This window comes from Daejeonella sp. (assembly GCF_030695525.1).
Taxonomy (GTDB): Bacteria; Bacteroidota; Bacteroidia; order Sphingobacteriales; family Sphingobacteriaceae; genus Daejeonella.
On sequence record NZ_JAUYSS010000072.1, the window covers coordinates 98,936 to 122,650 of the forward strand.

Sequence of the window (23,715 nt, forward strand, 5' to 3'; positions counted from 1 at the left end):
TAGGGCCTTTAGATTAAATTAGCGAATATTATTTTGGTTACTTATGCTCAGACAATACGCAATCTTCACACTACTGCTTACATTTTTAGCCACCCCACTCTTTGCTCAAAATACGGCATGGATTGAAATAAATCAGTTCTATAAAGGTGGAATAGAATTGTTGGATCAGGGAAAATATGCCGCAGCAGCACAACAATTTGGTCGTGCAAGCAAATTTGAACAAAAAAGCTCTGTGCGGGCAGAATTAAATCCGGAATTAAGTCTGATAAAAGAAAATTCCCAGTATTATATAGCTTTTTGTGCCCTTGAATTAGGGAACAGTGATGCAGAATCTTTATTTATCGATTTTATCAATAAGTATCCGGCAAGCAATTACACTAAACTCGCTTATTATCATCTTGGAAGATCCTATTTTTCAAAGAAAAACTACCCTAAAACCATAGAATGGCTAACAAAACTCGAAGGAAATAATATTTCCGGAAAAGAATCTTCAGAATACAGATATAAACTGGCTTATTCTTATTTCGAAATCAAAGACAATGATAAAGCAAAACCAATATTTGCTGAATTGAGAAACGAGAAAAGCACGTATAATGAGCTCTCTATCTATTACTATGCTTATATCAGCTACCTGCAAAAGGATTACAAAACTGCTTTAACTGAGTTTGAAAGACTAAAGGGGTCAAAATCTTATGAAACTAGTTATCCCTATTATATTTCGGCGATGTACTTCCTGGATCAGCGTTATGATGATGTGCTAAACTATGCGATACCAATATTGAATTCTACTAAACAAGTCTATGAAACAGAAATGTTCCGGATAGTAGGTGCTTCATACTTTGCAAAGTCTGATTACACTAATGCAGGTGTTTATTATAAAAACTTTCAGCAAAATGATCAGGGTAAAACTCAAAACAATCAGGATAATTATCAGATTGGTTATACCTGGTATAAACTAAAAGATTACAAGAATGCAATAGTTGAGCTTGAAAAACTGGAAACAACAGATCAGTATTTCCAGAGTGGAATGATTGCTCTGGGCGAGTCATTTCTAAAAACAGATAATAAACAAGGTGCGAGAAGTGCTTTTTTTAAAGCCTCAAGGTTAGATTATGATAAAAAATTACAGGAAGAAGGTTTATTCAATTATGCGAAATTATCCTATGAACTTGATTTTCATCAGGTTGCTTTAGACGCTACCCAACAATTCATTAAAACATACTCCTATTCAGAAAAGCTGGATGAAGCTAAAATTCTACTGGGTGAAATCTTGCTCAGCACAAAAAATTACAAAGATGCAATTGATATCCTCGAGAGCATTCCCAATAGAAACCGGGAGGCCAACGCTGTCTATCAAAAAGTTACCTATTTCCGCGGACTTGAATACTATAATGAAAGGGCATTTCAGAATGGAATTTCCATGTTCATGCGCTCAAATACTAATGCGGTAGACAATGAGATCCATGCCCTATCAACCTACTGGCTGGCAGAAGCGATGTACGAGGTCAGGAAGTTTGGTGAATCGGTTGACAACTTTGAGAAGTTTATGACTCTTCCGGCTGCAAAAAGAACCGATGTATTCAATTTTGCACATTATGCATTGGCATATGCTGCTTTTGAACATGAAAATTACAGAAAAGCAGCTACCTATTTCAAGCGATTCCTGCAAGGGAATGAAAAAGATGTGAATACTATCAATGATGCAGTACTTCGGCTAGCCGACTCCTATTTTGTATTAAAAGATTATGGTGATGCATTAGGCTATTATGACCGGATTATCTCCTATAAAACATCTAGTGAGGATTATGCAATGTTTCAACGGGGTATGATCCAGGGTTTACAAGGACAGAATGATTTAAAAATTGCAACTCATCAATCTTTATTAAAACAATTTCCGAAGTCCAATTATTCGGATGACGCCGGATTTGAAATTGCATATACCTATTTTATCAAAGGCGATTACGAAATTGCAAAAGCTGATCTTAGTTCATTAATTGAAAAATATCCGCGAAGCAGTTATGTACCAAGAGCCCTGATCACTATTGGACTGGTTGAGTTAAATCAGGATCAGGAAGAATCTGCATTGATTACCTTTAAACGCGTAATCAGTGAATACTCTACTACTGATGAAGCCAAACTTGCACTTGAGTCTATAAAGAATATATATCTGCAAAGATCGGATGCATCAGGATTCCTGGATTATGCAAACAGTACAAGTATTGGAAACCTTAGTTCTTATGAACAGGACTACATTACCTTCCAGGCTGCAAACAACCGCTTTTTAAACGGTGATTATCAGGGTACTTTTGAATCTGTCAATGCCTATTTTGATAAGTTTCCAAAAGGTGTTCATGATAAACATGCCAGATTTATCAGGGCTGAAAGTCTGGTACGACTGAAACGTCCGGATGAAGCTATTCCTGATTACGAATATATACTGAACGACTGGACAAGCGATTATACAGAAAGAGCACTTATGAGTATTGCGAAAATTTACATCGCTCAGAAAAAGTATAACGAAGCCATAGTTCATTTGAAAAAACTGGAGCTAACCTCAGAGTACAAAGCAAATTACAATTTCGCAGTCAACAATCTGATGGAAGCCTATTCCAGTATGAACATGCCTGATGAAACCCTTAAATATGTCAAATTCATCAGGGAATCTGATAAATCGTCTGAAGAAGATATCTTCAGGGCAGGTCTTTATGCCGGTAAAGCGGATCTGGCTATCGGTGATACGGTTCAGGCTGTAAAAGAAATAGAAGCTATTGCAGATAAGACTCAAACTGTTACGGGCGCAGAAGCGAAGTATATCCTGGCAGATCTCCAGTATAAAAAACGTGACTATAAAAAATCACTTGCAACTGCATTTGATCTGACTAATAAAATGCCTTCTCATGATTACTGGGTTGCAAAAACATATATCCTTATCGCAGACAACTATGTGGCAATGAAGGATATTTTTCAGGCAAAGAGTACTCTTCAAAGTATCATTGAAAATTATGATGTAAAAGAAGATGGTATTCTGTTGCTGGCTAAAGAAAAGTTGGATTTACTGAATAAACGCACTAAATAATGAATACAAATACTTTTAAATATTCTCTGTTCTTAAGCCTATTTAGTTTATCGGTATTGACCAGTGCGCAGGACAAAAAAGATCAGAATCCACCGGCTCAGCAGCCCCCTGGCGGTGCAACACTTCTCGAAGAAATTGAGGTTGTACGGCCATATAAACCGGTTCTGGCAGACGCTGTTAAAATCAGACGGAATCCTGACATGAATACAGTTGCGGCATTTAAACCTGTACTAACTTATACAATAATCGATAAAAAACTGGACCTGAATTCCAATATCAAGGAATTACAGGCACAGAAAATGGCGGATGAACTGCCAGTAGTTCAGAGCAATAACTACGCAAAAGCAGGTGCCGGAAATTTCAATACAGCATTAGGTGAGGTCTATCTCAATACAGGCAGGGATGAAGCTTTGCAGGGCGGAGCGTTTTTTAAACACCTTTCACAAAAAGGCAATCTGGATATGCAGCAATTTTCAAAACAGGAATTCGGCTTGTTTGGAAGATCAATCGCAGATGATTATGCATTAAGCGGTAGATTGATCTACGATAGAAATGCCACTAACTTTTATGGTTTTGATCCGGTTTCTTCGATACCTGCCGATATGAGTAAACAACGCTTCAGTACAATCGGTGCCGAAGCAGAGATCGCAAACAATTACTCTGAATCTTCCACATTCAATTACTCTGCAAATATCAATGCTTACCAGTTCAGTAATATTGATGATGCCCGTGAAAGTTCAGTATTACTTCAGGGATCACTTAATAAAGTTGTAAAACAATCAAACATCGGTGTAAACTCTTCAATAGATTTAACTTCTACAAAAGACCTCGCTTATAAGGTCGGAAACAATATTCTGAGAGCCAACCCGTACATAAAGCTAAGTGCAGGTGGTTTTAACCTGAATCTTGGAGCAAATATTGTTCAGGAATTCGGTACACAGTCAAGGCTTAATATTTTCCCGGCAGTTGCAGCCGAACTTCCCATCATAATGGGATATGCTACGATATTTGCAGGTGTCAACGGAGATGTTTTAAAGACAAATCTGAGAGATCTTGCCTTTGAGAATCCTTACCTGAATAAGAATATCGGCATAAAAAATTCCCTTGAGAAAATGAATATATATGGTGGTGTAAAAGGAAATGCCAGTGCTGAATTCGGCTATAAAATAATGGCCTGGTACAAAACAATGGAGGATCTTCAATTATTTGTAAACAGTCAGGCACTCGTAAACCGATTTGAAACTATTTACGACAATGGGCAAAGTAAGATTCTCGGACTTGAAGGTGAGATCAATGTTAAAGCATCAGAATTTCTGAACCTGACCGCTAAGGCACAACTCTTTGATTATCAGTTGGCTTCAGAGCAAGAAGCATGGTTCAAACCTAAGCTCAGACTGATGTCAAATGCAAGGTTTCAGATAAACCGAAAAGTATTCATAGATGCAGAATTGTTATTCCAGGAAGAGGTCTACGCCAGGGTAAATGGTACCCCTGGAACATTTACATCAAAAAGCTTAAATGGCTTCATTGACATAAGTGCCGGGGCAGAATATAAGGTGAACAATAAAATCGGGGTATATTTACGGGCTAATAACCTTACCGGACAGTCATATCAAAGATTTCTTTATTATCCAAGGCTGGGGATGAATGTATTGGGCGGAATAAATTATGCATTCTGATCCATTTTTTGGCTAATGAGAATTAAAAATTAACTTTACCACCCAATGGAGATCGGACTTTACATCGCAGAATTGTTAGGTGAGCAGGATGAAGTAAGCGTCGCTGGTTTAGGTACTTTTTTTAAAGAAAGGGTTGCCGGTACATATGATAAACAAAGTAATTTATTTTATCCACCTTCCTACCATTTATCATTTAAAGAAGATGTCTTCAACTTTTCAGGATTAAGTGAATATATCAGCCTGAAAAGAAGCCTTAGTATTTCGTCTTCAGAAGAATTGATCAAGAAGTTCACCGAAACTATACTTGATGTACTGAATGGTTCTGATGCAGTGGAAATAAATCACCTTGGCAGCCTGTATAAAAGGAATAATCACCTGACTTTCAAGCCTTCCGACAGTTTTGGAATTGCTGATAAATTTTATGGTTTAAAACCAATTCCAGAGCTAAATGTAGCTGCAGGTCCTCTGATAGAGCAAAAAGATATCCAAACAGAGGTTCATGAAAATAAATACAAGCCTGAAAATCCCGAATCTGAAGAAGAAGTTTTTGAACAGGCACCTAAAGCCAGGCTTGTGCCAATTCTAATGATCAGTTTTATTGCAATTATTGCATCCCTGCTTGCCTTATTCTATTTTGACAAGAGTTTCAATCATTTTGTAAAAGACATAATATACCCAAAAGCTAAACCTGCAGCTTTACCTGAAACTATGACCGATTCAGGGGCTGCTTCTGTAGTATTAGATTCTATTGTTGAGCCGCTTGATAGTAGCGGGACTATAAAAACGGAAATTCAGGAAGAATCCAAAACTAATATTGAAGCTCAGGCAACTGTTGCATCACTTGAAGAAAAAATTCCGGCTGCCAACCAGGATATAAGCTACGAAATTATTGTTGCTGCATTTTCGAGAAAAATTGATGCAGAGACTTATATAAAGGAAATGGATTCAAGAGGTATAAAGGCAAAAATTGTTGAGAATTTACCAGGAAAAATGCTTAAAATCAGCCTTGGAACGTTTAGTGAAGAAGAGCCGGCTACTATTGAACTTAATCGAATTCAAAAAGAGATAAATAAAGATGCCTGGATAGCCAGGGTTAAACCGTTAAAAAATCCATAAGAATGTTATTACTGCAAATTGACACATTAAACCCGGTAGCTGATGCCGCAGCTTCAACCATTCAAACAATGCCAACCAGTGAAGAGTTAAGGTTCATTGAGCTCCTGTTCAAAGGGGGCTGGGTAATGTTGCCGCTCGCAATTCTGGCTTTTATTGGTCTGGTCATTTTTGTGGAACGATATTTAACTATACGCAAGGCCTCCAAAGATGAAATGAATCTTATGTTACAAGTTAAGCAGAGTATTAAATCGGCTAAACTTGAGTCTGCACTCGCTATTTGCAGAAACAGTAACACGCCTTTGGGAAGAATGCTGGAGAAAGGTTTGCTGCGTATCGGAAGGCCAATAAAAGATATTGAAGGTGCTATTGAAAACGTAGGAAAACTGGAAGTATCGAAGCTCGAAAAAAACATAAGCATACTTGGTATTATTGCCGGAATTGCACCAATGCTCGGTTTCGTTGGTACTATTATTGGTGTAATTACGATCTTCCATGAGGTTTCTGTAAAGGGAATTATTGAAATAGGAACCATATCGGGAGGTCTATATGTGAAAATGATCACTTCTGCAACCGGATTGATTATTGGAATAATTGCTTATGTTCTATATCATATATTGAATATTATGGTAGACCGGATTATCCTTAAAATGGAAACCGATGCTATTGAATTTATTGACTTGTTAGAGGAGCCCGGCAAATGAATTTAAGAAAAAGACAAAGAGGGCACGTTGAGGTTCACACATCAGCATTGAATGACATCATGTTTTTCCTGCTGCTGTTTTTTTTGCTGGCATCAGCTGTTGCCAACCCAAATGTGGTTAAGTTATTTTTACCAAGATCAAATTCCGGACAATCCATTCCTCAGAAAACGATCAATGTATCAATAACAAAAGATCTGGAATATTTTGTTGAGAAAAAACAGGTTGACGCGGCAAATCTCTTTCAAAGCATAGAAACCTATCAAAAGGCAGCACCTGACTTAACCATCATATTGTATGCCGATCGCAGCATTGCCATTGAAAATGTGATCGAATTGACCGATATTGCAAATAAACTAAAGGTAAAACTTGTTTTAGCGACAGAAACAAAGAAATGATCGAATACCGTCGACAGGAAGAAAATAATTACCCGAAAGCATATGCCGTTTCCAGCGGTATAATGCTTGCTTTTTTGGTGATCAGTTATTTTATTATCGCCAGCCGAGTTGAGCCTGATACCGGTACAGGTGGAATAATTGTGAATTATGGCACTTCTGAGTTCGGCATGGGCGATGATTATATGAGCGTTGAAGAGCCTTCTAGCTCGCCCGATGCGAACAGCACTTCTCCTGATAAGGTAATTATGGATAAAACTACTTCCACGGAGTCCAATTCGGAAGTTTCTGACAAAGCAATTGCCACCCAGGATAATGAAGATGCCCCCGAAGTTATAACAAAAGAAAAGAGTAGTGCGAAAGCTCCAGCTGTCACTACTCCTGCGAAAGAAAATAAACCTGTTGTGAATCAAAATGCCCTCTACAAGGGTAAACAGAACGATGGATTAGGAAAAGGTGATGGTACAGGTACAGTTGCTGGAAATCAGGGAAGTACTAATGGCGACCCATTATCGCCGGATTATGGTGAAGGAGGGTCAGGCAATGGCCCCTATAGTCTCGACCTGAAGAGCCGCAGATTCACTAATCTGACCCCTCCTCAAGATAATGGACAGAAATATGGCAGAGTAGCTGTACGGATTTTTGTAGATAAAAATGGAGTCGTGGTAAACGCCATTCCGGGAGTAAAAGGCACAACTTTATCTGACAAAGAAATATGGGAAAAATGCCGTCTGGCTGTCATCGGATCTTCATTGAATAAGCTTGAATCTGCTCCAGAGGTACAGATTGGCGTGGTTATGTTCAACTTCAAGGTAAAATAAGTCCGTTTATCTAGGCTGATCAATGAATATGCCTGAAAATACCTCTGATAATCTTAAGCCTGAGGGGCCCTTTAATTCTTACTCAAATGTAATTTCCTATTTATACTCCCGTCTTCCGATGTTTTCGCGGCTGGGTGCTGATGCAATAAAGGCTGATCTGATCAATACCGAAAAATTTTGCACCCATCTTTCTGAACCTCAGAATACATTTAAATCGGTACATATTGGTGGAACCAATGGAAAGGGCTCTTCATCACATATGCTAGCGGCAATCCTCCAAACTGCCGGTTATAAAACCGGTTTATACACTTCTCCACACCTTAAAGACTTCAGGGAAAGGATCCGCATCAATGGTGAAATGATTTCAGAACTTGATGTTTTGCAATTTGTGAACGATAATTATGAATTTATTGAAAGACTTGAACCCTCATTTTTTGAAGTTACTGTCGCTATGGCTTTCCATCATTTTGCGATCAATAAAGTCGATATTGCAGTAATTGAAGTTGGCTTAGGAGGAAGGCTCGACTCAACCAATGTAATCCATCCGCAACTTTCCCTGATCAGCAATATTGCATTCGACCACATGAATATTCTGGGAAATACACTTCTACTTATAGCCGGGGAAAAGGCCGGAATCATAAAAAAAGAAGTACCGGTAATCATCAGTCAGAAACAGGATGAGGTAGAAGACATTTTTATAAAAAAGGCAGCAGAACAGCAATCCAAAATAGTATTTGCAAGTGAAGTATGGCTTATAAAAAAGAGTAGTCCTCAACCAAATTTACCTGAACTGCTAAAAGTAGACATCAAACAGAAAAATGATTCAGTTCCATCCTATTTCGGCTTTAATACACTGGAATTGGATCTGACAGGAATCTACCAGTTAAAAAACCTTGCCGGTGTATTAAGCGCTATCAAGCAGTTACACGATTTTGGCTATCAAATAGCCGAGCAAAACATTATTGATGCATTAAGGCAGGTAAAGGCCCTGACAGGGCTAATGGGGCGTTGGCAGATGTTACAGAAAGCTCCTTTAGTTATCTGTGATACCGGACACAATGAAGATGGGATTAGGGAAGTGCTAAAAAATATAGAACAATGCTCCTTTGATCAGCTTCATATGGTTATCGGAATGCTCAGCGATAAAGACAGCTCCGGAATTTTGAAAATGCTTCCTAAAAATGCAAAATATTACTTCTGTCAACCTGATTTACCAAGAGCAAAACCGGCAATTGAGTTAAGAAATGAAGCCCAAGCCTATAATTTGCATGGTAAATATTATTCTTCAGTATCAGATGCGCTGGAGACAGCAAAAAAAAATGCTGGCAAGAATGATCTGATCTTTGTTGGTGGCAGTACATTTGTGGTTGCAGAAGTGGTTTAAACACTGGTGGATGCTTAAAAAATTAAGTGCGAAAAAAATGCTTCAGGTTTTATTTTGCCATGAAGCATTGAAAATGAATTCCTGCCACAATTTTTACTGTGCCAGATAACCGCCATCAATTGGATAATAAGATCCGGTAACAAAGGAAGATTTATCAGATCCTAACCAAAGAATAAGCTCTGCGATTTCTTCTGATTCTCCCAATCTGCCAATTGGATGCATTCCTTTTATCACATTGAGTGTGGCCTCATCAAGTGCATTCATTACCATAGGTGTTTTAATATAGGCCGGCCCAACTGAATTGACCCGGATTTTCTGATCTGCATATTCCAGGGCGGCGGCTTTTGTTAAACCAACAACACCATGTTTTGCTGCTACATAGGCTGGTGAAAATTTGGTCCCTGCAGCACCCAGGATTGATGCAATATTGACAATGCTACCTCCACCCGACTGCATCATTGCAGGAATCTGATATTTTAATCCGTAAAAAACTCCTGATAGATTTGTGTCAATGACTTTTTGCCAGCCATCAATAGGATAATCAGCAACATTACTTAATGGGCCGGCAATCCCCGCATTGTTAACTGCAATATGCAATGCACCATATTTCGCAACCGTCTGTTCAACCAGATTCAGGTTATCTTCGGCTTTGCTGGTATCCGCCTTTATAAAAAAAGCCTGCCCCCCAGCTTTATTGATCTCTGAAACAACTGCAATCCCATGTTCTTCATTTATATCAGAAACTACCACCCTGGCACCTTCTGTTGCATACAAAATTGCTGCTGCCCTTCCAATACCTGATCCTGATCCGGTAATTATTGCAACTTTATCTTTCAAACTTTCCATAGAATATGATTTTTAGAATTATACAAATGTCGAAAAAACAAAAATCAGGAACATGACCCAGATCACTTGATTTCAAAGTATTAGTCATATTTACTCAGAAAATACATATTATTAAGTCTGAAATAATGGATATTAAACATCCGATGTTTATACCCCTTTCTTGGCAAAAGCTTTCCACATGTAAAATACAGGAACACCGGTTAATACAACGATCAGGCCGGGCCATGTGAAATTTGGCTTATAGATGATGAGAAGGGTACAAAAACAAATCCCCATCACAATGTAAATAGCAGGCAGGAATGGATACCCAAAGGCTTTATATGGCCTCTCTGCACCAGGACGTTTAGACCTCAATATATATATTCCAATAATCGTCAGAACATAAAATATGACAACCACGAAAGAGATCATATCCAAAAGATCCCCATACCTTCCGCTCAGACAAAGTGCTGATGCAACCAGGCATTGCAGCCATAAACCGAATTCAGGTACGGCATGTTTATTTAACGATGCAGTTTTCTTAAAGAATAAACCATCATTTGCCATGGTATGATAAACCCTTGCCCCGGCCAGAATTAATCCGTTATTACATCCAAAGGTTGATACCATAATCATTAGCGCAATAATTACAGTGCCTATATTTCCGAATATGACACTGGAGGCTGCAACTGCAACCCTATCTTTATCAGCCGTTGCTATCTCCTGCAGTGGCAAAACCGCCATATAAACCAAATTCGCGAGAACGTATATCAGGGTAACAATCAGGGTACCTAAAAATAAGCTGAGCCCGATATTACGTTTGGGATTTTTGACCTCACCTGCAATAAAGGTGATATTATTCCATGCATCACTACTGAAAATAGAACCTACCATAGCTGCAGCTACAGCACCCAGGGCTGCCACCAGGGAATACGATTCTAATGTTCCGTCAACATTTAATTTTTGCATACTCCAGGCATTGACCCAGTTGGCCTCCCATATATCCGGTTTGAGCATGATGAAACCAAAGATGATCAATCCAAATAAACTCACAAGTTTTGTCAAGGTAAAGGAAGTCTGTATAATTTTACCCCCTTTTACCCCTTTGGTATTGATATAAGTCAGCAAAATAATAATCCCAATGGCCAGAACCTGGGCAGGGGAAACTGATATTGTGCCCAAAGTAAATAAGACAATATCCTCACTTACAGCCGGCCATAGATAGGCTGTGAATTTAGAAAAGGCAACCCCTACTGCCGCAATCGTTCCTGTTTGAATTACTGCAAAAAAACTCCAGCCATACAAAAATCCAACAAGCGGATTATAAGCTTCTTTCAGGTAAACATATTGTCCTCCAGCTTTTGGAAACATGGCACTTAATTCCCCATAGCTCACTGCAGCAATTAATGTCATCAAACCAGTGATCAGCCAGACAGCAATCAGCCATCCAGCAGAGCCTACATTTCGGGTTATATCTGCAGTGACAATAAAAATACCTGATCCGATCATACTTCCTGCAACCAGTAAAGTCGCATCAAGCAGACCAAGCTCACGCTTCATTTCATTTTGCCCCAATGTTTCATTCATGCCAATAATAAATTTGATTCCAGAATAAACTTACACTAAAAATATACCTCATACCCAACTATTTTCATCCAAATGAATATATTCTTAAATAGCTAAAAAAAAAACAACAATATTTACAAATAAATAATCTATATAACTACCTCATAATCAATAGATATACTAATAAGTGTTGATAAATAGGACTGAATATCATAACATTATGAATTTCAATATTTGATTAATAGAATAAGCCTGCTATTTTTGCGCTTCGTATAAGAAAAAATATCAATAATAAATAGGACTTTCTATGGAGTTTTTACAAGACAATTTAATTTATTTAATACCTGCAATGGGTGTTTTCGGTATTATAGTAATGGCTGTTAAATCAGCATGGGTTACTAAACAGGATGCCGGAGACGAGAACATGCAAAGACTTTCTGGTTATATTGCAGATGGTGCCATGGCCTTTTTGAAAGCAGAATGGAAAGTACTCGGATATTTTTCTGCTATTGCCGCTATTTTGTTGGCTTATTCGGGTACCCTGGTTGAAACTTCAAGCTGGGTTATTGCCGTTTCTTTCATTATTGGTGCCTTTACATCTGCTCTTGCAGGATATATCGGGATGAATATTGCAACCAAAGCAAATGTTCGTACTACTCAGGCAGCCAGAACCAGCTTAGCAAGTGCTTTAAAAGTATCATTTACCGGTGGAAGTGTAATGGGTATTGGTGTTGCCGGACTTGCTGTACTTGGTTTAGGAAGTTTATTTATTGTATTTTATCAGATATATGTTATTAATACTGGTGCAAGTGTCAATGGTAAAGAAATGGAAAAAGCACTTGAGGTTTTAGCCGGTTTTTCCCTTGGTGCTGAATCCATTGCACTTTTTGCACGTGTTGGAGGTGGTATTTATACTAAGGCTGCTGATGTTGGGGCTGACCTAGTAGGTAAAGTGGAGGCTGGTATTCCTGAAGATGATGTACGTAATCCTGCAACTATTGCAGATAACGTAGGTGATAACGTAGGTGATGTTGCTGGTATGGGTGCCGATCTTTTCGGATCTTATGTTGCCACCATCCTTGCAACAATGATCCTTGGACGTGAGATCATTTCAGTTGATAACTTTGGTGGAATTGCTCCTATCCTCTTACCAATGCTAATCGCTGGTCTTGGACTTATTTTATCGATTGTAGCCACTGCCTTTGTTAAAATCAGCAAAGAAACCGACAGTGTTCAAAATGCCCTCAATATGGGAAACTGGTCATCCATCGTCTTAACTGCAATTGTTTCGTTTTTTGCGGTGACCTGGATGCTTCCTGATAATATGATTATCCGTGGTTTCGAATTCAGCAAAATGGATGTGTTTTACGCAATCATAGTAGGACTTGTTGTAGGCACATTGATGAGTTTAATTACTGAATATTACACTGCAATGGGCAAGCGTCCGGTATTGAGCATTATTCGCCAGTCTTCGACAGGACATGCTACCAACATTATTGCAGGACTTTCTGTAGGTATGGAATCAACAGTATTGCCTATTTTGGTACTTGCCGGTGGTATTTATGGATCATTTCACTTTGCAGGTTTCTATGGTGTTGCAATTGCAGCCGCAGGAATGATGGCAACTACAGCAATGCAACTATCAATTGATGCTTTCGGGCCAATTGCTGATAATGCGGGTGGAATTGCCGAGATGAGTGGTCTGCCCCCAGAAGTAAGAGAACGTACTGATAATCTGGATGCTGTTGGAAATACAACTGCAGCAACCGGAAAAGGTTTTGCAATTGCATCTGCAGCACTAACCTCACTGGCCTTATTTGCGGCATTTGTTGGAGTTGCAGGTATTGATCAGATCGATATCTATAAAGCTGATGTACTTGCCGGACTATTTGTTGGAGGTATGATTCCATTCATTTTCTCAGCTTTATGTATCTCTGCAGTAGGTAGAGCAGCAATGGACATGGTAAACGAAGTTAGAAGACAGTTTCGTGAAATCCCTGGTATTATGGAGTACAAAGCAGAACCGGAATATGAAAAATGTGTTGCAATATCTACCAAAGCATCTATCCGTGAGATGATGCTCCCTGGAGCCATAGCACTAATTGTTCCAATTATCATTGGTTTCGCATTTGGACCAGAGGTATTGGGTGGTTTGCTTGCAGGTGTTACTGTATCTGGTGTTTTAATGGGTATGTTCCAGTCGAATGCAGGAGGTGCATGGGACAATGCAAAGAAATCATTCGAAGCGGGTGTTGAAATTGATGGTGAGATGTACTATAAAAAATCGGAACCGCATAAAGCCTCGGTTACAGGTGATACAGTTGGAGATCCATTTAAGGATACCTCAGGCCCTTCGATGAACATTCTGATTAAACTAATGTCAATTGTTTCCCTGATTATTGCCCCACATATTTCAACCGGCAACTCCCATCAGGTAAAAGTTGAGGTCAGAAAAGAGATTAAGATGATCAGTGCTGTTGACCAATCTGGAAAAACGGTAATTGATACTTTAATCAATACAACTGATTCAATCAGCAGATAATTAAGAAAATAAAAAAAAGCAGAAGGAGTTTAATAAAATTTCTTCTGCTTTTTTGCTTTAAAACAATTTGTTAAACCGTCCAGACAGCTATGTTTTGGGAATCAATTTCAATCATATGTAGGTTTCATTATTCCAATTAAATTAATTACGTTTGAAATCTTTAAAAACAAACTCCAATTAAATATTATTAACTAAACCAATTTATATGTTCCACAAAAAATCCATAGAACAGTTACTGTTCGAATCCAACCAAACGGGTGCAGGCACATTAAAACGTTCACTAAGCAGTTTAAATCTCGTTGCGCTTGGAATTGGTGCAATCATTGGAGCGGGCCTATTCTCATTAACCGGAATAGCTGCAGCAGAGAATGCAGGGCCGGCAGTAACCATTTCATTCGCTCTGGCAGCATTTGCCTGTGCGTTTGCGGGACTATGCTATGCAGAGTTTGCATCCATGATACCGGTTGCAGGTAGTGCCTATACCTATTCGTATGCAACAATGGGTGAATTTATGGCCTGGATAATTGGATGGGACCTTGTTCTGGAATATGCCTTAGGTGCAGCTACTGTTGCTGTAAGCTGGTCGCGATACCTTCTTGAGTTATTGCATAAGTATAATATTAATTTACCACATGAGCTCATTGTATCCCCCTGGGAAACTATGAAACTTGGGGATGGAACAGTCATAGAAGGTGGAATAATCAATCTCCCGGCGATCTTCATCGTATGCGTATTATCACTGGTTTTGATCAGGGGCACACAGGAGTCAGCAACTATGAATAATGCACTCGTTATTCTTAAAGTTGCAGTGGTATTAATGTTCATTACTTTAGGCTGGAGCCATATCAACCCTGAAAATTATGTTCCATATATTCCTGAGAATACCGGAAAATTTGAAAATTTCGGATGGACTGGTATCTCCACAGGAGCAGCCGTGGTATTTTTCGCATTTATCGGGTTTGATGCGGTTTCAACAGCGGCTCAGGAGGCAAAAAATCCACAAAAAGGAATGCCAATAGGTATTCTGGGTTCATTGGTTATATGTACTATACTTTATGTATTATTTGCACACGTTATGACAGGTCTTGTTAATTATAAAGACTTCGCGGGCGATGCAAAACCAGCTGCAACAGCATTTGCAATGACAGGATACACCTTCCTGCAGGACGCTTTAATTATTGCGATTCTGGCAGGTTATACCTCCGTAATATTAGTTATGCTGATGGGACAGTCCCGGGTATTCTATACCATGGCCAAAGATGGCCTACTGCCAAAATTCTTTGCTGTGGTTCATCCTAAATTTCGTACCCCATGGAAAACCAATTTATTCTTCCTGGTTTTTGTAAGTCTGTTTGCAGGATTCGTTCCGATTTCTGATCTGGGGCATATGGTAAGTATTGGTACATTATTCGCCTTTACACTCGTTTGTATTGGAATAATGGTGCTTCGGAAATCATTGCCTAATGCAGTCAGACCATTCAGAACTCCCTTCGTACCATTCGTGCCAATAATGGGAATCATTACCTGTCTTTATCTGATGTACACTTTACCAAGTGAAAGCTGGTTCCGTTTATTTATTTGGATGGCGATGGGTGTACTCCTATATTTTTTATATGGTAAAAAACACAGTAAGATTCGTGAGTTAAGGGATGGCAAAATTATTGAAAAAGACAGAGAATAAACAAAGCATATTTTAAAGCAAATAGGTTTCCGACATAGTCTGAAACCTTTTTGCTTTTGGTCTGATTTTAAACTATCAGAACAGATTCGAAAAAATGATGGAAAATTTCAACTACAAGCAGATCCTTTCGGTAACTATGATCTTATTTGCGATCATAGATATTCTCGGATCAATACCTGTTGTGATATCACTGAGAAATAAGGTTGGACATATTCAGTCTGAAAAGGCCTCTATTGTAGCTCTGATGATCATGATACTTTTCCTTTTTATAGGAGATGAAATGCTCAAAATTATAGGGCTTGATGTTTCTTCATTTGCAATTGCAGGTTCTGTGGTTATTTTCATCATTGCAATGGAAATGATATTAGGGATCAATTTTTTCAAGGAGGAAGTACCTGAAAGTGCATCGATTGTTCCATTGGCTTTCCCACTAATAGCAGGATCAGGAACATTGACTACCCTCCTATCCCTAAAATCCGAATATGAAACACAGAATATAATTGTTGGAATTATTCTGAATATTATCTTTGTTTACGTCGTTCTGAAGAACACGATTTACCTTGAAAAACTGCTGGGAAAGACTGGTTTGAATATCATGCGTAAAGCCTTTGGGATTATTCTATTAGCCATAGCGATTAAACTTTTCAGAAACAATACCGGCCTATAATTTGGTGATCTGCTGATTTGGCCTCACCCTATTTTCGTTTGTACTTCACCCAGAGTCTTTGCTTTCCCTCTCCAATTGAAGAGGGATGCTGGAACAGTACAAAAAGCAGTCCCGCACAAAGGGTGAGGCTTAAAGCTTGATCAGTCGCGCAACAAACATAGTGTCCGCTTTGTTTTCGTAACCTTTAATCAATTCATATCCTTCAAGCAGCATTCCATGACTTTCTTGAAGCCAGCTAACTATTTCCTCATTTTCCTCTCTGAAAACTGAACAAGTAATATAAATAAGGGGCTTCCCATGCTTCAGATATTTGATTACATTAGCAGATATTGTCTTTTGCAGATTCTGAAATCCCAGGATCTTATGCTCCTTAAACTGACTAATCATTTCAGGGGTTCTGCCCCAGGTTCCTGAGCCACTGCATGGCGCATCCAGGATGATTCCGTCAAATTCATAGTGATGAATTTCAGGATCCGCATTCTTAGTCAAATCAATCAACTTCTTCTGATAGGTTCTCAAACCTGCAGCAATAAAACGCTCATCCAGATTATCCAAAATACTCTCACGGATATCAGAAACTAAAAGTTTAATATCAGGTTGCTCTGAAAACAATAATAATGACTTACCCCCCGAGGCAGCACAGGCGTCCCACCAATGTTCATAACGATTGGGTTTAAAATACCGTATTGTTTGCTGCGAAGACAAATCCTGAACTTCATAAGGCTTAACAGGAAAGATATTATCAGGAAACAGGGCTTTTAAGTCGGTTCCATTTGGCATTGCCACTGTATAAGTTTCAATCAAACTAAAGTTAATATTTCTCTCGTTAAGTGTCCTTAGCACCCAGGTTAGGGCCGGAGGGTGAACCCGGATAAAAAGGTCGGGTTGAACAAAAAATGAACTCAGAAAGGTTCCTTCATCAATTCCATCAGACAAATGTCCTGAAAAAGGAAAAACTTCATTCATTACCAATCCTTCACTTAATGAAGCATAACTTATTTTCTCATCAGATGCCAGGTAGATTTTCTCATTCAAATCCGCACGAAAATAATTAAGAAATGGGTTATCTACTGAGGTGCAAAGAAATTCAGCAAGAAATAAGCGTTGTTCAATCGGCTCATCGGCCAGGGCCCTGCCAAGTCTGAAATAATTATATAATAACCTTGAGGCTGAACGACGATCATTGGAGCCCATTTGTTTATTCCTTTTAAAGAACTCAGGAAGAAATTTAGCCAGAGGTTTATCAGCAGGGTACTTCTCCAAAACCCGCATAAAAGTCCTCAATTGCTGCTCTGCTCTCATCTTACAGGCTGTAATTCAAAATTCTGATATCTTAAAATCATTAAAGCTGTATTTCGGTACCCATACTTGGGATCTTTCACAAAATGAAAATCATTATGAAGTCCGGTATAAATCTCCTTAATCAGAAAATCTGCATATTCCTTATCGTATTTTTCAAGTAATGAACCAAAATAATAAGCTGTATCGAAGCCTTTAAATGAAAATTCTGAAGGTTCAAGTCCATATTCATCCCGATATCTGGCAATAAAATTCTTTACATTCTGAGCCTTATAATTCACAAAATAGGAAGCACTTATTCTGGTATTCAATGCTTGCATCTTCTCGGGATTTAGATACCTTGACTTGATCCAGTTAGGATGTCCAAAAACCTCAATAGGATATTTTTGACTCTTTAATCTGTAAAGTTTATCAATTGCAGGCAGTAAAAATGACCTGTCAGATGAAGTAATAATAACCAGGTTGATTTTTGTGGGGCTCAGGTAATCTTCAATACCAAGGGTGTTTGGCCGTTCTATAATGGGAAACTTAGATCCTGATAATTCATTTAGATAGCTCTTTATATAATTTGAAAAGCGTGAATCCTCCGTTTTTTGGGTATTGATCAAAATAAGTTGAACCTGCTCAGGTTTGTATTGACTGCTGATAAATCCAGCTATTTTCATTCCATGCTGATCGATTGAATTGTTGATACTAACAAGTTCAGAATCATTGAATTCTGAAGGCATCGATGCCGCCAATGGCGAAACCTGCAGGGTTTTACCTAAATCAGAAAATTCTGAAAATGTTTTAATATCATCCGGAAATACCGGGCCAATAATTAAATCCTGGCTGATTATTGAACCAGACATCGCAAGGTTAACTATTCTTGTCTCCTGATTCTGGGAATCAAATACCTGTAAATTAAAATTATGTCCTCCGGTACTAAGCGAATCCAGTCCGAGCTTAAAACCCTGGTAAAAATCTATAGCCAAATCAGCTTTACTGAGATCACTTTTCCGGGATGTCTTAAGATTCAGTGTATTCAGCTGAAAAGGCAGCAGAAGTACTATGGAATGATCAATATTTTTTTTGACAGGCTCTTCAAGCTTGGGCACAACAATTTCTACTGGTGCAGGTTTCTCAGCCGGTTTGGTAGGTATAACTTTTTTTGAGCATGCTGAAAGAAAAATCAGAATGCAAAACACTATCAGGTACTTATTCCCACTCAATCGTTGCAGGTGGTTTGGAACTAATATCATACACAACTCTGTTAATTCCTTTTACATTATTAATTATTTCATTCGAAATTTTAGCCAGCAGATCATAAGGCAAATGACTCCAATCGGCAGTCATACCATCCACAGAACTTACTGCTCTCAAACAGATTACATGTTCGTAAGTACGCTCATCACCCATTACACCGACCGACTGTACCGGCAAAAAGATTGCACCAGCCTGCCAAACTTTATCATACCAACCCGATGATTTCAGATTACTGATATAAATTGCATCAGCCTCCTGAAGAATTTCGACTTTCTCGGGCGTTATATCATCCAGAATTCGAATTGCAAGGCCCGGACCAGGGAAAGGGTGTCTGCCTAAAAGGGCGGCGTCCATTCCTAAGGTTTTACCAACTCTCCTGACCTCATCTTTAAATAGAGTATTTAAGGGTTCAACAACCTTGAGCTTCATAAAATCAGGCAAACCGCCTACATTATGATGGGATTTAATGGTTGCAGAGGGTCCCTTTACAGATACTGATTCAATAACATCGGGATAAATTGTTCCCTGCCCAAGCCATTTAACATCTTGCACTTCATGCGCTGCATCATCAAAAACCTCAATAAAAACACGACCTATAGCCTTTCTTTTAGCTTCAGGATCTTTTATACCTGCAAGCTGACTTAAGAAACGATCCCCAGCTCTCACTCCGCGCACATTCAAACCCATATGCTGATATGAATCAAGTACCTGATCAAATTCATCCTTTCGTAATAAACCGTTATCTACAAAAATACAGTGAAGGTTTTTCCCAATTGCCTGATGAAGTAGAACAGCTGCAACAGAGGAATCTACCCCTCCCGACAAGCCCAGGATCACCTTATCATTCCCTATTTTTTCTTTAAGCGAGGCGATGGTTGTTTCAATAAATGCATCGGGAGTCCAGTCCTGACTACAGCCGCAAATATCCACCAGAAAATTTTCAAGAAGTTGCTTTCCATCAGTACTATGGGTTACTTCAGGGTGGAATTGAATACCATAAACATTTGTATTCTTGATATGATAAGCCGCAACCTTAACAGAATCTGTACTGGCTATAATCTCAAAATTATCAGGAATCGAAGCAATAGTATCAGCATGAGACATCCAGGTTTGAGATCCCTTGCTTATATTTTTAAACAGGGGATGTTTATGATCGATATAATCCAGACAAGCTCTACCATATTCACGTGTCGATGAGGCCTTCACCTCCCCACCAGAGGTATGGGCTATGTATTGTGCGCCATAGCATACTCCCAGTATAGGGAATTGGGTCTGTAAATCCTGATAATTGATCTGTGGCGCATCAGCCTGCCGTACTGAATATGGACTCCCGGAAAGAATAAGACCCTTCACTGAGGAGTCAAAATCCGGAAGATGATTGAATGGGTGTATCTCGCAGTATACGTTTAGCTCTCTGACTCTCCGGGCAATAAGCTGTGTGTATTGCGACCCGAAGTCAAGAATGATGATTTTTTCTTGCATGGGCAAAGATAACTTTTTTGTACAGAGGCAGAAAGTATTCTACAAGCTTTTGGTGCATTTATGACCAATGTAATTAAATTGATAATTTAGAGGCATGAAAAGTCAATCTTCCGCTAATGTTTACTTCACTGCTCATTTAGAGGATGTTGAGGGGCCCATGGTGCATCATGTTCTTATTATTCCTGATGAGATAGCAGAAAAGTTTATCAGCGGCAAAGGTTCTGTTCGCATTTTGTGCAGGATAGAAGATACAACTGAGTTTCCCTGTGCACTGCTTCCCCGGCATGGCAGGTATGTGATTATTGCAAGTTTGAAACTGATAAAAGAGAATAATCTTTCAGTCGGTACAGCGTTCAATATATCTATCCGACCTGATCCCGGCAATGGACTTGATCTTCCTGAAGAATTCATTGAAGTTCTGGCTCAGGACGAATTTGCTTATAAGGCATTTATAGCCCTTAAAGATGGAGAAAAGAGAGGCTATTTATATTACATCAGACAGGCGAAATCAATCGAAACACGTATTAAAAGGAGTTTTGAGATTGCTGAGAAGTTGAAGGAAAGGTTTTAAAACTGAAAGGATAAAGCTGAAAGCTAAAAGTTGAAGTTTCTATCGAATCGATTAAAAACTATCGGGTACTGCCAGCTAAATTAAAAATCGGCGACTATTAAAGAATATGTAAAATGATTGGACAGATTTTTGCTAGTATTGATTCATGAAGTCAATGATATTAAACGCATTAATACTTTTATTGCTATCCTCATGTGATATTCCATCAGGGAATCATTACACTCCACCGCCTGAAATAAGGGTAGTACCGAGCAGTGATATTACTCAAAATAAAACAGTAGAAATTATTGAATCTAATACCGACACCATCGTTTCTGAGACTATTAATACCAACAGAACCCGGGCAGATGAATTGGTTGGATTTGCAGAAACATTGCAAGGTATTCCATATAAATATGGATCAACCGATCCCCGAATAGGTTTTGATTGTTCAGGCTTTATCAGCTATGTTTTCAATCATTTTGGCATATCAGTTCCAAGATCGTCCATTGGTTTTACTCATATTGAAAAAGAAATAAAGCTAAGAGAAGCTAAGCGTGGAGATATTATTTTGTTTACGGGTACCGATAGCACTAAACGCACAGTTGGCCATATGGGAATAATAACCTCTGATAAAGGGCAGAGCCATGAATTTATTCATTCTACTTCCGGAAAGGCATTCAGCGTTACAAAAACACCATTAAACAAGTATTATCAGGGTCGTTTTGTAAAAGTAATCCGGATTTTCAAAGACAATGAGATATTAGTAAAGAATTCAGGTTCTAAATAATCCCATAAAGTGAACCGCCCCTTTCTCCCAGCCTGTCTACTCTTTCTTCCACCTTTTTGTCCTTAATAAGTTCAGGGGCATGATGTTTCTTTAGTCTGGCATCAATGATCAAGGGTCCTTTACATCCCCAGTGCTTATGCTCAGTGAAGGAATCAATCCCATAAATATCATGTGAAGGATTACTGCGGGTAAAACTAACCCAAACAAAATTATTGATATTTTCTGCTACAAATCCGGCATCATCACATAAGATAAATAAAGGCAAACTGTCAAGGTTTTCTGAAACCAGCACTGAATTCAAAATCTCGATTTCACGTTCGGTCTGCTGATGGCTCACAAAGGCAGGAGACTCTACAGCCAACACTCCCGGCATTACCATCTTATAATTGGAGAACGGATCCGGAAGGGAAAAAGACTGAGGCAATTCCGTCCAAAGATTGCGTTTCTTGTCCCCAGCCGCTGCAATGGCAACTTTTGAGCCGGAGTTTATATCAGTTCCACTGTAGTCAAGGGTATCAATTGTAGTCCTGGTATAAAAATGCAAGTCACGGCTGAGGTCAATCCTCTCCAGGATATGCTTAAAAAACCCCTGAATATTGCTGGTCCTGAGGGTAGGATCATCCTCTTTACTACAAATAAACAAGTATTTCGCGAGGCTTAGCTGGCTTTTGCCCAATATATGATTCGCAATAGTCAGTATCTCCTGAGGTTTTTTTTCTTTCAGATAAGGAGTATAACGCTCACTGCCTATCGCAAAAAGTAATGGATGAACCCCTGCTGCATCAACTGCATTTACTTCATGCAAACCTGGAATTTCCTTTGGAATAGCTGAACCGGTAATTTCATGAATCAGTGCCCCAAAGCTAGTGTCCTCTTGCGGAGGTCTGCCAACCACAGTAAATGACCAGATTGCATTTTTACGATGATAGACATTCCTAACTTTCATCAGAGGAAAAAGATGCTTCAGGCTATAATAACCCAGATGATCCCCAAAAGGACCTTCAGGTTTATTTTGACCTGGCTCTACCGTACCTGTAATTACAAAATCTGCATCAGAGGAGATACAAAATCCCTCGTTATCGTAAAAATATCTGAATCGTCTGTTCCCAAGTGCCCCGGCGAAGGTCATTTCCGATAAACCCTCGGGTAAAGGCATTACGGCTGCAAGAGGATGGGCAGGAGGCCCACCTATGAAAATACTCACCTTCAGGGCTTCAGCTTTTGCATTTACCTTTGTTTGATGTACTCCTATACCACGGTGTAGTTGATAATGCAGGCCAATCTCCTGATCTTTAATGTAGTCATTTCCCCCTAATTGAATCCGGTACATCCCAAGGTTTGCATTCATAATACCCGGCTTATCAATATCCTCAGTATATACCTGGGGCATGGTTACAAATGGTCCCCCATCCATCGGCCAGTTCACTATCTGTGGTAAGGCCGAAATTGTTGTTTTACCAAATTTAACCGGAGAAAATAATTCTTTATTCCAGGGCAAAGCTGAAAATGCGGTAAGGCCAGATCCGGCATATTTTAAGGGGTTTTTTACAGCCTTTAATGGATCCGATTTTAGATCTACAAGCGTTTTAATCGCGTCAAGTGTATCCCGGAACATAAATTTTGACCTCTCCAGCGTACCGAATAAATTGGATACCGCCGGAAATTTAGTCCCTTTAATATTCTCGAAAAATATTGCTGGCCCTTGATTTTCAAACACCCGTAAATGAATAGCAGCAGCCTCCAGAAAAGGATCAACTTCCTCCTTTATTCTGATTAGATGACCATGTTTCTCAAGGTCAGTTACACATTCTGCAAGACTTTTATAACCCATGGATAGAAATCATTGAAATAAGGCTGCAATTTAAGAAATTGCAGCCTTTGAAGAGATGTGATGTCCCG

18 protein-coding genes are annotated in these 23,715 nt (G+C 39.0%); 12 read left to right on the top strand and 6 right to left on the bottom strand.

All coding sequences use genetic code 11. The features are described 5' to 3' along the window. Positions 1-43 precede the first annotated feature (43 nt). From Q8S11_RS17535 to Q8S11_RS17565, 7 genes are read left to right on the top strand one after another with little or no spacing between them, the layout of a single operon-like run. Positions 44-3,076: a tetratricopeptide repeat protein gene (locus Q8S11_RS17535; RefSeq protein WP_305663418.1), complete on the top strand. Its 3,033-nt coding sequence runs from the start codon at positions 44-46 to the stop codon at positions 3,074-3,076. Next, positions 3,076-4,755, top strand: a complete 1,680-nt coding sequence (locus Q8S11_RS17540) for a TonB-dependent receptor (RefSeq protein WP_305663419.1) — start codon at positions 3,076-3,078, stop codon at positions 4,753-4,755. Before Q8S11_RS17535 ends, Q8S11_RS17540 begins: the two co-directional genes overlap by 1 nt. A gap of 45 nt (positions 4,756-4,800) precedes the next feature. After that, positions 4,801-5,871, top strand: a complete 1,071-nt coding sequence (locus Q8S11_RS17545; RefSeq protein WP_305663420.1) for an SPOR domain-containing protein — start codon at positions 4,801-4,803, stop codon at positions 5,869-5,871. 2 nt (positions 5,872-5,873) lie between these two features. After that, positions 5,874-6,572 carry a MotA/TolQ/ExbB proton channel family protein gene (locus tag Q8S11_RS17550; protein WP_305663421.1) on the top strand — a complete coding sequence of 233 codons (699 nt, stop codon included), beginning with the start codon at positions 5,874-5,876 and terminating at the stop codon, positions 6,570-6,572. Then, entirely contained in the window at positions 6,569-6,967 is a 399-nt protein-coding gene (locus Q8S11_RS17555; RefSeq protein WP_305663422.1) for a biopolymer transporter ExbD, read from the top strand. The genes Q8S11_RS17550 and Q8S11_RS17555 overlap by 4 nt, the downstream gene beginning before the upstream one ends. Beyond that, the gene (locus Q8S11_RS17560) at positions 6,964-7,785 is read left to right on the top strand and encodes an energy transducer TonB (RefSeq protein WP_305663423.1); all 822 of its coding nucleotides are present in this window, start codon (positions 6,964-6,966) and stop codon (positions 7,783-7,785) included. Before Q8S11_RS17555 ends, Q8S11_RS17560 begins: the two co-directional genes overlap by 4 nt. A gap of 28 nt (positions 7,786-7,813) precedes the next feature. After that, positions 7,814-9,169: a folylpolyglutamate synthase/dihydrofolate synthase family protein gene (locus tag Q8S11_RS17565; RefSeq protein WP_305663424.1), complete on the top strand. Its 1,356-nt coding sequence runs from the start codon at positions 7,814-7,816 to the stop codon at positions 9,167-9,169. A gap of 93 nt (positions 9,170-9,262) precedes the next feature. On the opposite strand, the gene Q8S11_RS17570 is transcribed toward Q8S11_RS17565, so the two are convergent. Together Q8S11_RS17570 and Q8S11_RS17575 are read right to left on the bottom strand one after the other, a co-directional pair. Continuing rightward, positions 9,263-10,015: an SDR family NAD(P)-dependent oxidoreductase gene (locus Q8S11_RS17570; RefSeq protein WP_305663425.1), complete on the bottom strand. Its 753-nt coding sequence runs from the start codon at positions 10,013-10,015 to the stop codon at positions 9,263-9,265. 147 nt (positions 10,016-10,162) lie between these two features. Beyond that, positions 10,163-11,581 (bottom strand): APC family permease, encoded by a 1,419-nt coding sequence (locus tag Q8S11_RS17575; protein ID WP_305663426.1) that lies wholly within the window; start codon positions 11,579-11,581, stop codon positions 10,163-10,165. Between the two features lie 286 nt (positions 11,582-11,867). On the opposite strand from Q8S11_RS17575, the gene Q8S11_RS17580 reads away from it, so the two are divergent. The 3 genes from Q8S11_RS17580 (at position 11,868) to Q8S11_RS17590 (ending at position 16,450) form a co-directional block, all read left to right on the top strand. Next, positions 11,868-14,102, top strand: a complete 2,235-nt coding sequence (locus Q8S11_RS17580; protein WP_305663427.1) for a sodium-translocating pyrophosphatase — start codon at positions 11,868-11,870, stop codon at positions 14,100-14,102. 205 nt (positions 14,103-14,307) lie between these two features. Next, entirely contained in the window at positions 14,308-15,783 is a 1,476-nt protein-coding gene (locus tag Q8S11_RS17585; RefSeq protein ID WP_305663428.1) for an amino acid permease, read from the top strand. Positions 15,784-15,877: 94 nt separating this feature from the next. Then, entirely contained in the window at positions 15,878-16,450 is a 573-nt protein-coding gene (locus Q8S11_RS17590; RefSeq protein ID WP_305663429.1) for a MarC family protein, read from the top strand. A gap of 129 nt (positions 16,451-16,579) precedes the next feature. Here the strand turns inward: Q8S11_RS17590 and Q8S11_RS17595 are convergent, their stop codons facing one another. The 3 genes from Q8S11_RS17595 to guaA are packed head-to-tail and all read right to left on the bottom strand — an operon-like array spanning position 16,580 to position 20,476. After that, positions 16,580-17,752 (bottom strand): RsmB/NOP family class I SAM-dependent RNA methyltransferase, encoded by a 1,173-nt coding sequence (locus tag Q8S11_RS17595; RefSeq protein WP_305663430.1) that lies wholly within the window; start codon positions 17,750-17,752, stop codon positions 16,580-16,582. Beyond that, positions 17,749-18,990: an amino acid ABC transporter substrate-binding protein gene (locus Q8S11_RS17600; protein ID WP_305663431.1), complete on the bottom strand. Its 1,242-nt coding sequence runs from the start codon at positions 18,988-18,990 to the stop codon at positions 17,749-17,751. Before Q8S11_RS17600 ends, Q8S11_RS17595 begins: the two co-directional genes overlap by 4 nt. Then, the gene (guaA, locus tag Q8S11_RS17605; RefSeq protein ID WP_305663432.1) at positions 18,947-20,476 is read right to left on the bottom strand and encodes a glutamine-hydrolyzing GMP synthase; all 1,530 of its coding nucleotides are present in this window, start codon (positions 20,474-20,476) and stop codon (positions 18,947-18,949) included. The genes Q8S11_RS17600 and guaA overlap by 44 nt, the downstream gene beginning before the upstream one ends. A 94-nt stretch (positions 20,477-20,570) precedes the next feature. Between guaA and Q8S11_RS17610 the strand changes: the two genes are divergently transcribed. Next, entirely contained in the window at positions 20,571-21,047 is a 477-nt protein-coding gene (locus Q8S11_RS17610) for a YdeI/OmpD-associated family protein (RefSeq protein ID WP_305663433.1), read from the top strand. Between the two features lie 145 nt (positions 21,048-21,192). Further along, positions 21,193-21,816, top strand: a complete 624-nt coding sequence (locus Q8S11_RS17615; RefSeq protein WP_305663434.1) for a C40 family peptidase — start codon at positions 21,193-21,195, stop codon at positions 21,814-21,816. On the opposite strand, the gene Q8S11_RS17620 is transcribed toward Q8S11_RS17615, so the two are convergent. Beyond that, positions 21,809-23,647, bottom strand: a complete 1,839-nt coding sequence (locus Q8S11_RS17620) for a UbiD family decarboxylase (RefSeq protein ID WP_305663435.1) — start codon at positions 23,645-23,647, stop codon at positions 21,809-21,811. The two genes, Q8S11_RS17615 and Q8S11_RS17620, sit on opposite strands and share 8 nt — an antisense overlap. Between the last annotated feature and the right edge of the window lie 68 nt (positions 23,648-23,715).

What these genes read in the sequence shown, in the direction of transcription:
- Q8S11_RS17600 (WP_305663431.1), bottom strand. Translation starts at nt 18,990, where the DNA reads ATGATATTAGTTCCAAACCACCTGCAACGATTGAGTGGGAATAAGTAC.
- Q8S11_RS17565 (WP_305663424.1), top strand. Translation starts at nt 7,814, where the DNA reads ATGCCTGAAAATACCTCTGATAATCTTAAGCCTGAGGGGCCCTTTAAT.
- guaA (WP_305663432.1), bottom strand. Translation starts at nt 20,476, where the DNA reads ATGCAAGAAAAAATCATCATTCTTGACTTCGGGTCGCAATACACACAG.
- Q8S11_RS17575 (WP_305663426.1), bottom strand. Translation starts at nt 11,581, where the DNA reads ATGAATGAAACATTGGGGCAAAATGAAATGAAGCGTGAGCTTGGTCTG.
- Q8S11_RS17615 (WP_305663434.1), top strand. Translation starts at nt 21,193, where the DNA reads ATGAAGTCAATGATATTAAACGCATTAATACTTTTATTGCTATCCTCA.
- Q8S11_RS17540 (WP_305663419.1), top strand. Translation starts at nt 3,076, where the DNA reads ATGAATACAAATACTTTTAAATATTCTCTGTTCTTAAGCCTATTTAGT.
- Q8S11_RS17535 (WP_305663418.1), top strand. Translation starts at nt 44, where the DNA reads ATGCTCAGACAATACGCAATCTTCACACTACTGCTTACATTTTTAGCC.
- Q8S11_RS17585 (WP_305663428.1), top strand. Translation starts at nt 14,308, where the DNA reads ATGTTCCACAAAAAATCCATAGAACAGTTACTGTTCGAATCCAACCAA.
- Q8S11_RS17560 (WP_305663423.1), top strand. Translation starts at nt 6,964, where the DNA reads ATGATCGAATACCGTCGACAGGAAGAAAATAATTACCCGAAAGCATAT.
- Q8S11_RS17620 (WP_305663435.1), bottom strand. Translation starts at nt 23,647, where the DNA reads ATGGGTTATAAAAGTCTTGCAGAATGTGTAACTGACCTTGAGAAACAT.
- Q8S11_RS17595 (WP_305663430.1), bottom strand. Translation starts at nt 17,752, where the DNA reads ATGAGAGCAGAGCAGCAATTGAGGACTTTTATGCGGGTTTTGGAGAAG.
- Q8S11_RS17545 (WP_305663420.1), top strand. Translation starts at nt 4,801, where the DNA reads ATGGAGATCGGACTTTACATCGCAGAATTGTTAGGTGAGCAGGATGAA.
- Q8S11_RS17610 (WP_305663433.1), top strand. Translation starts at nt 20,571, where the DNA reads ATGAAAAGTCAATCTTCCGCTAATGTTTACTTCACTGCTCATTTAGAG.
- Q8S11_RS17590 (WP_305663429.1), top strand. Translation starts at nt 15,878, where the DNA reads ATGATGGAAAATTTCAACTACAAGCAGATCCTTTCGGTAACTATGATC.
- Q8S11_RS17555 (WP_305663422.1), top strand. Translation starts at nt 6,569, where the DNA reads ATGAATTTAAGAAAAAGACAAAGAGGGCACGTTGAGGTTCACACATCA.
- Q8S11_RS17550 (WP_305663421.1), top strand. Translation starts at nt 5,874, where the DNA reads ATGTTATTACTGCAAATTGACACATTAAACCCGGTAGCTGATGCCGCA.
- Q8S11_RS17570 (WP_305663425.1), bottom strand. Translation starts at nt 10,015, where the DNA reads ATGGAAAGTTTGAAAGATAAAGTTGCAATAATTACCGGATCAGGATCA.
- Q8S11_RS17580 (WP_305663427.1), top strand. Translation starts at nt 11,868, where the DNA reads ATGGAGTTTTTACAAGACAATTTAATTTATTTAATACCTGCAATGGGT.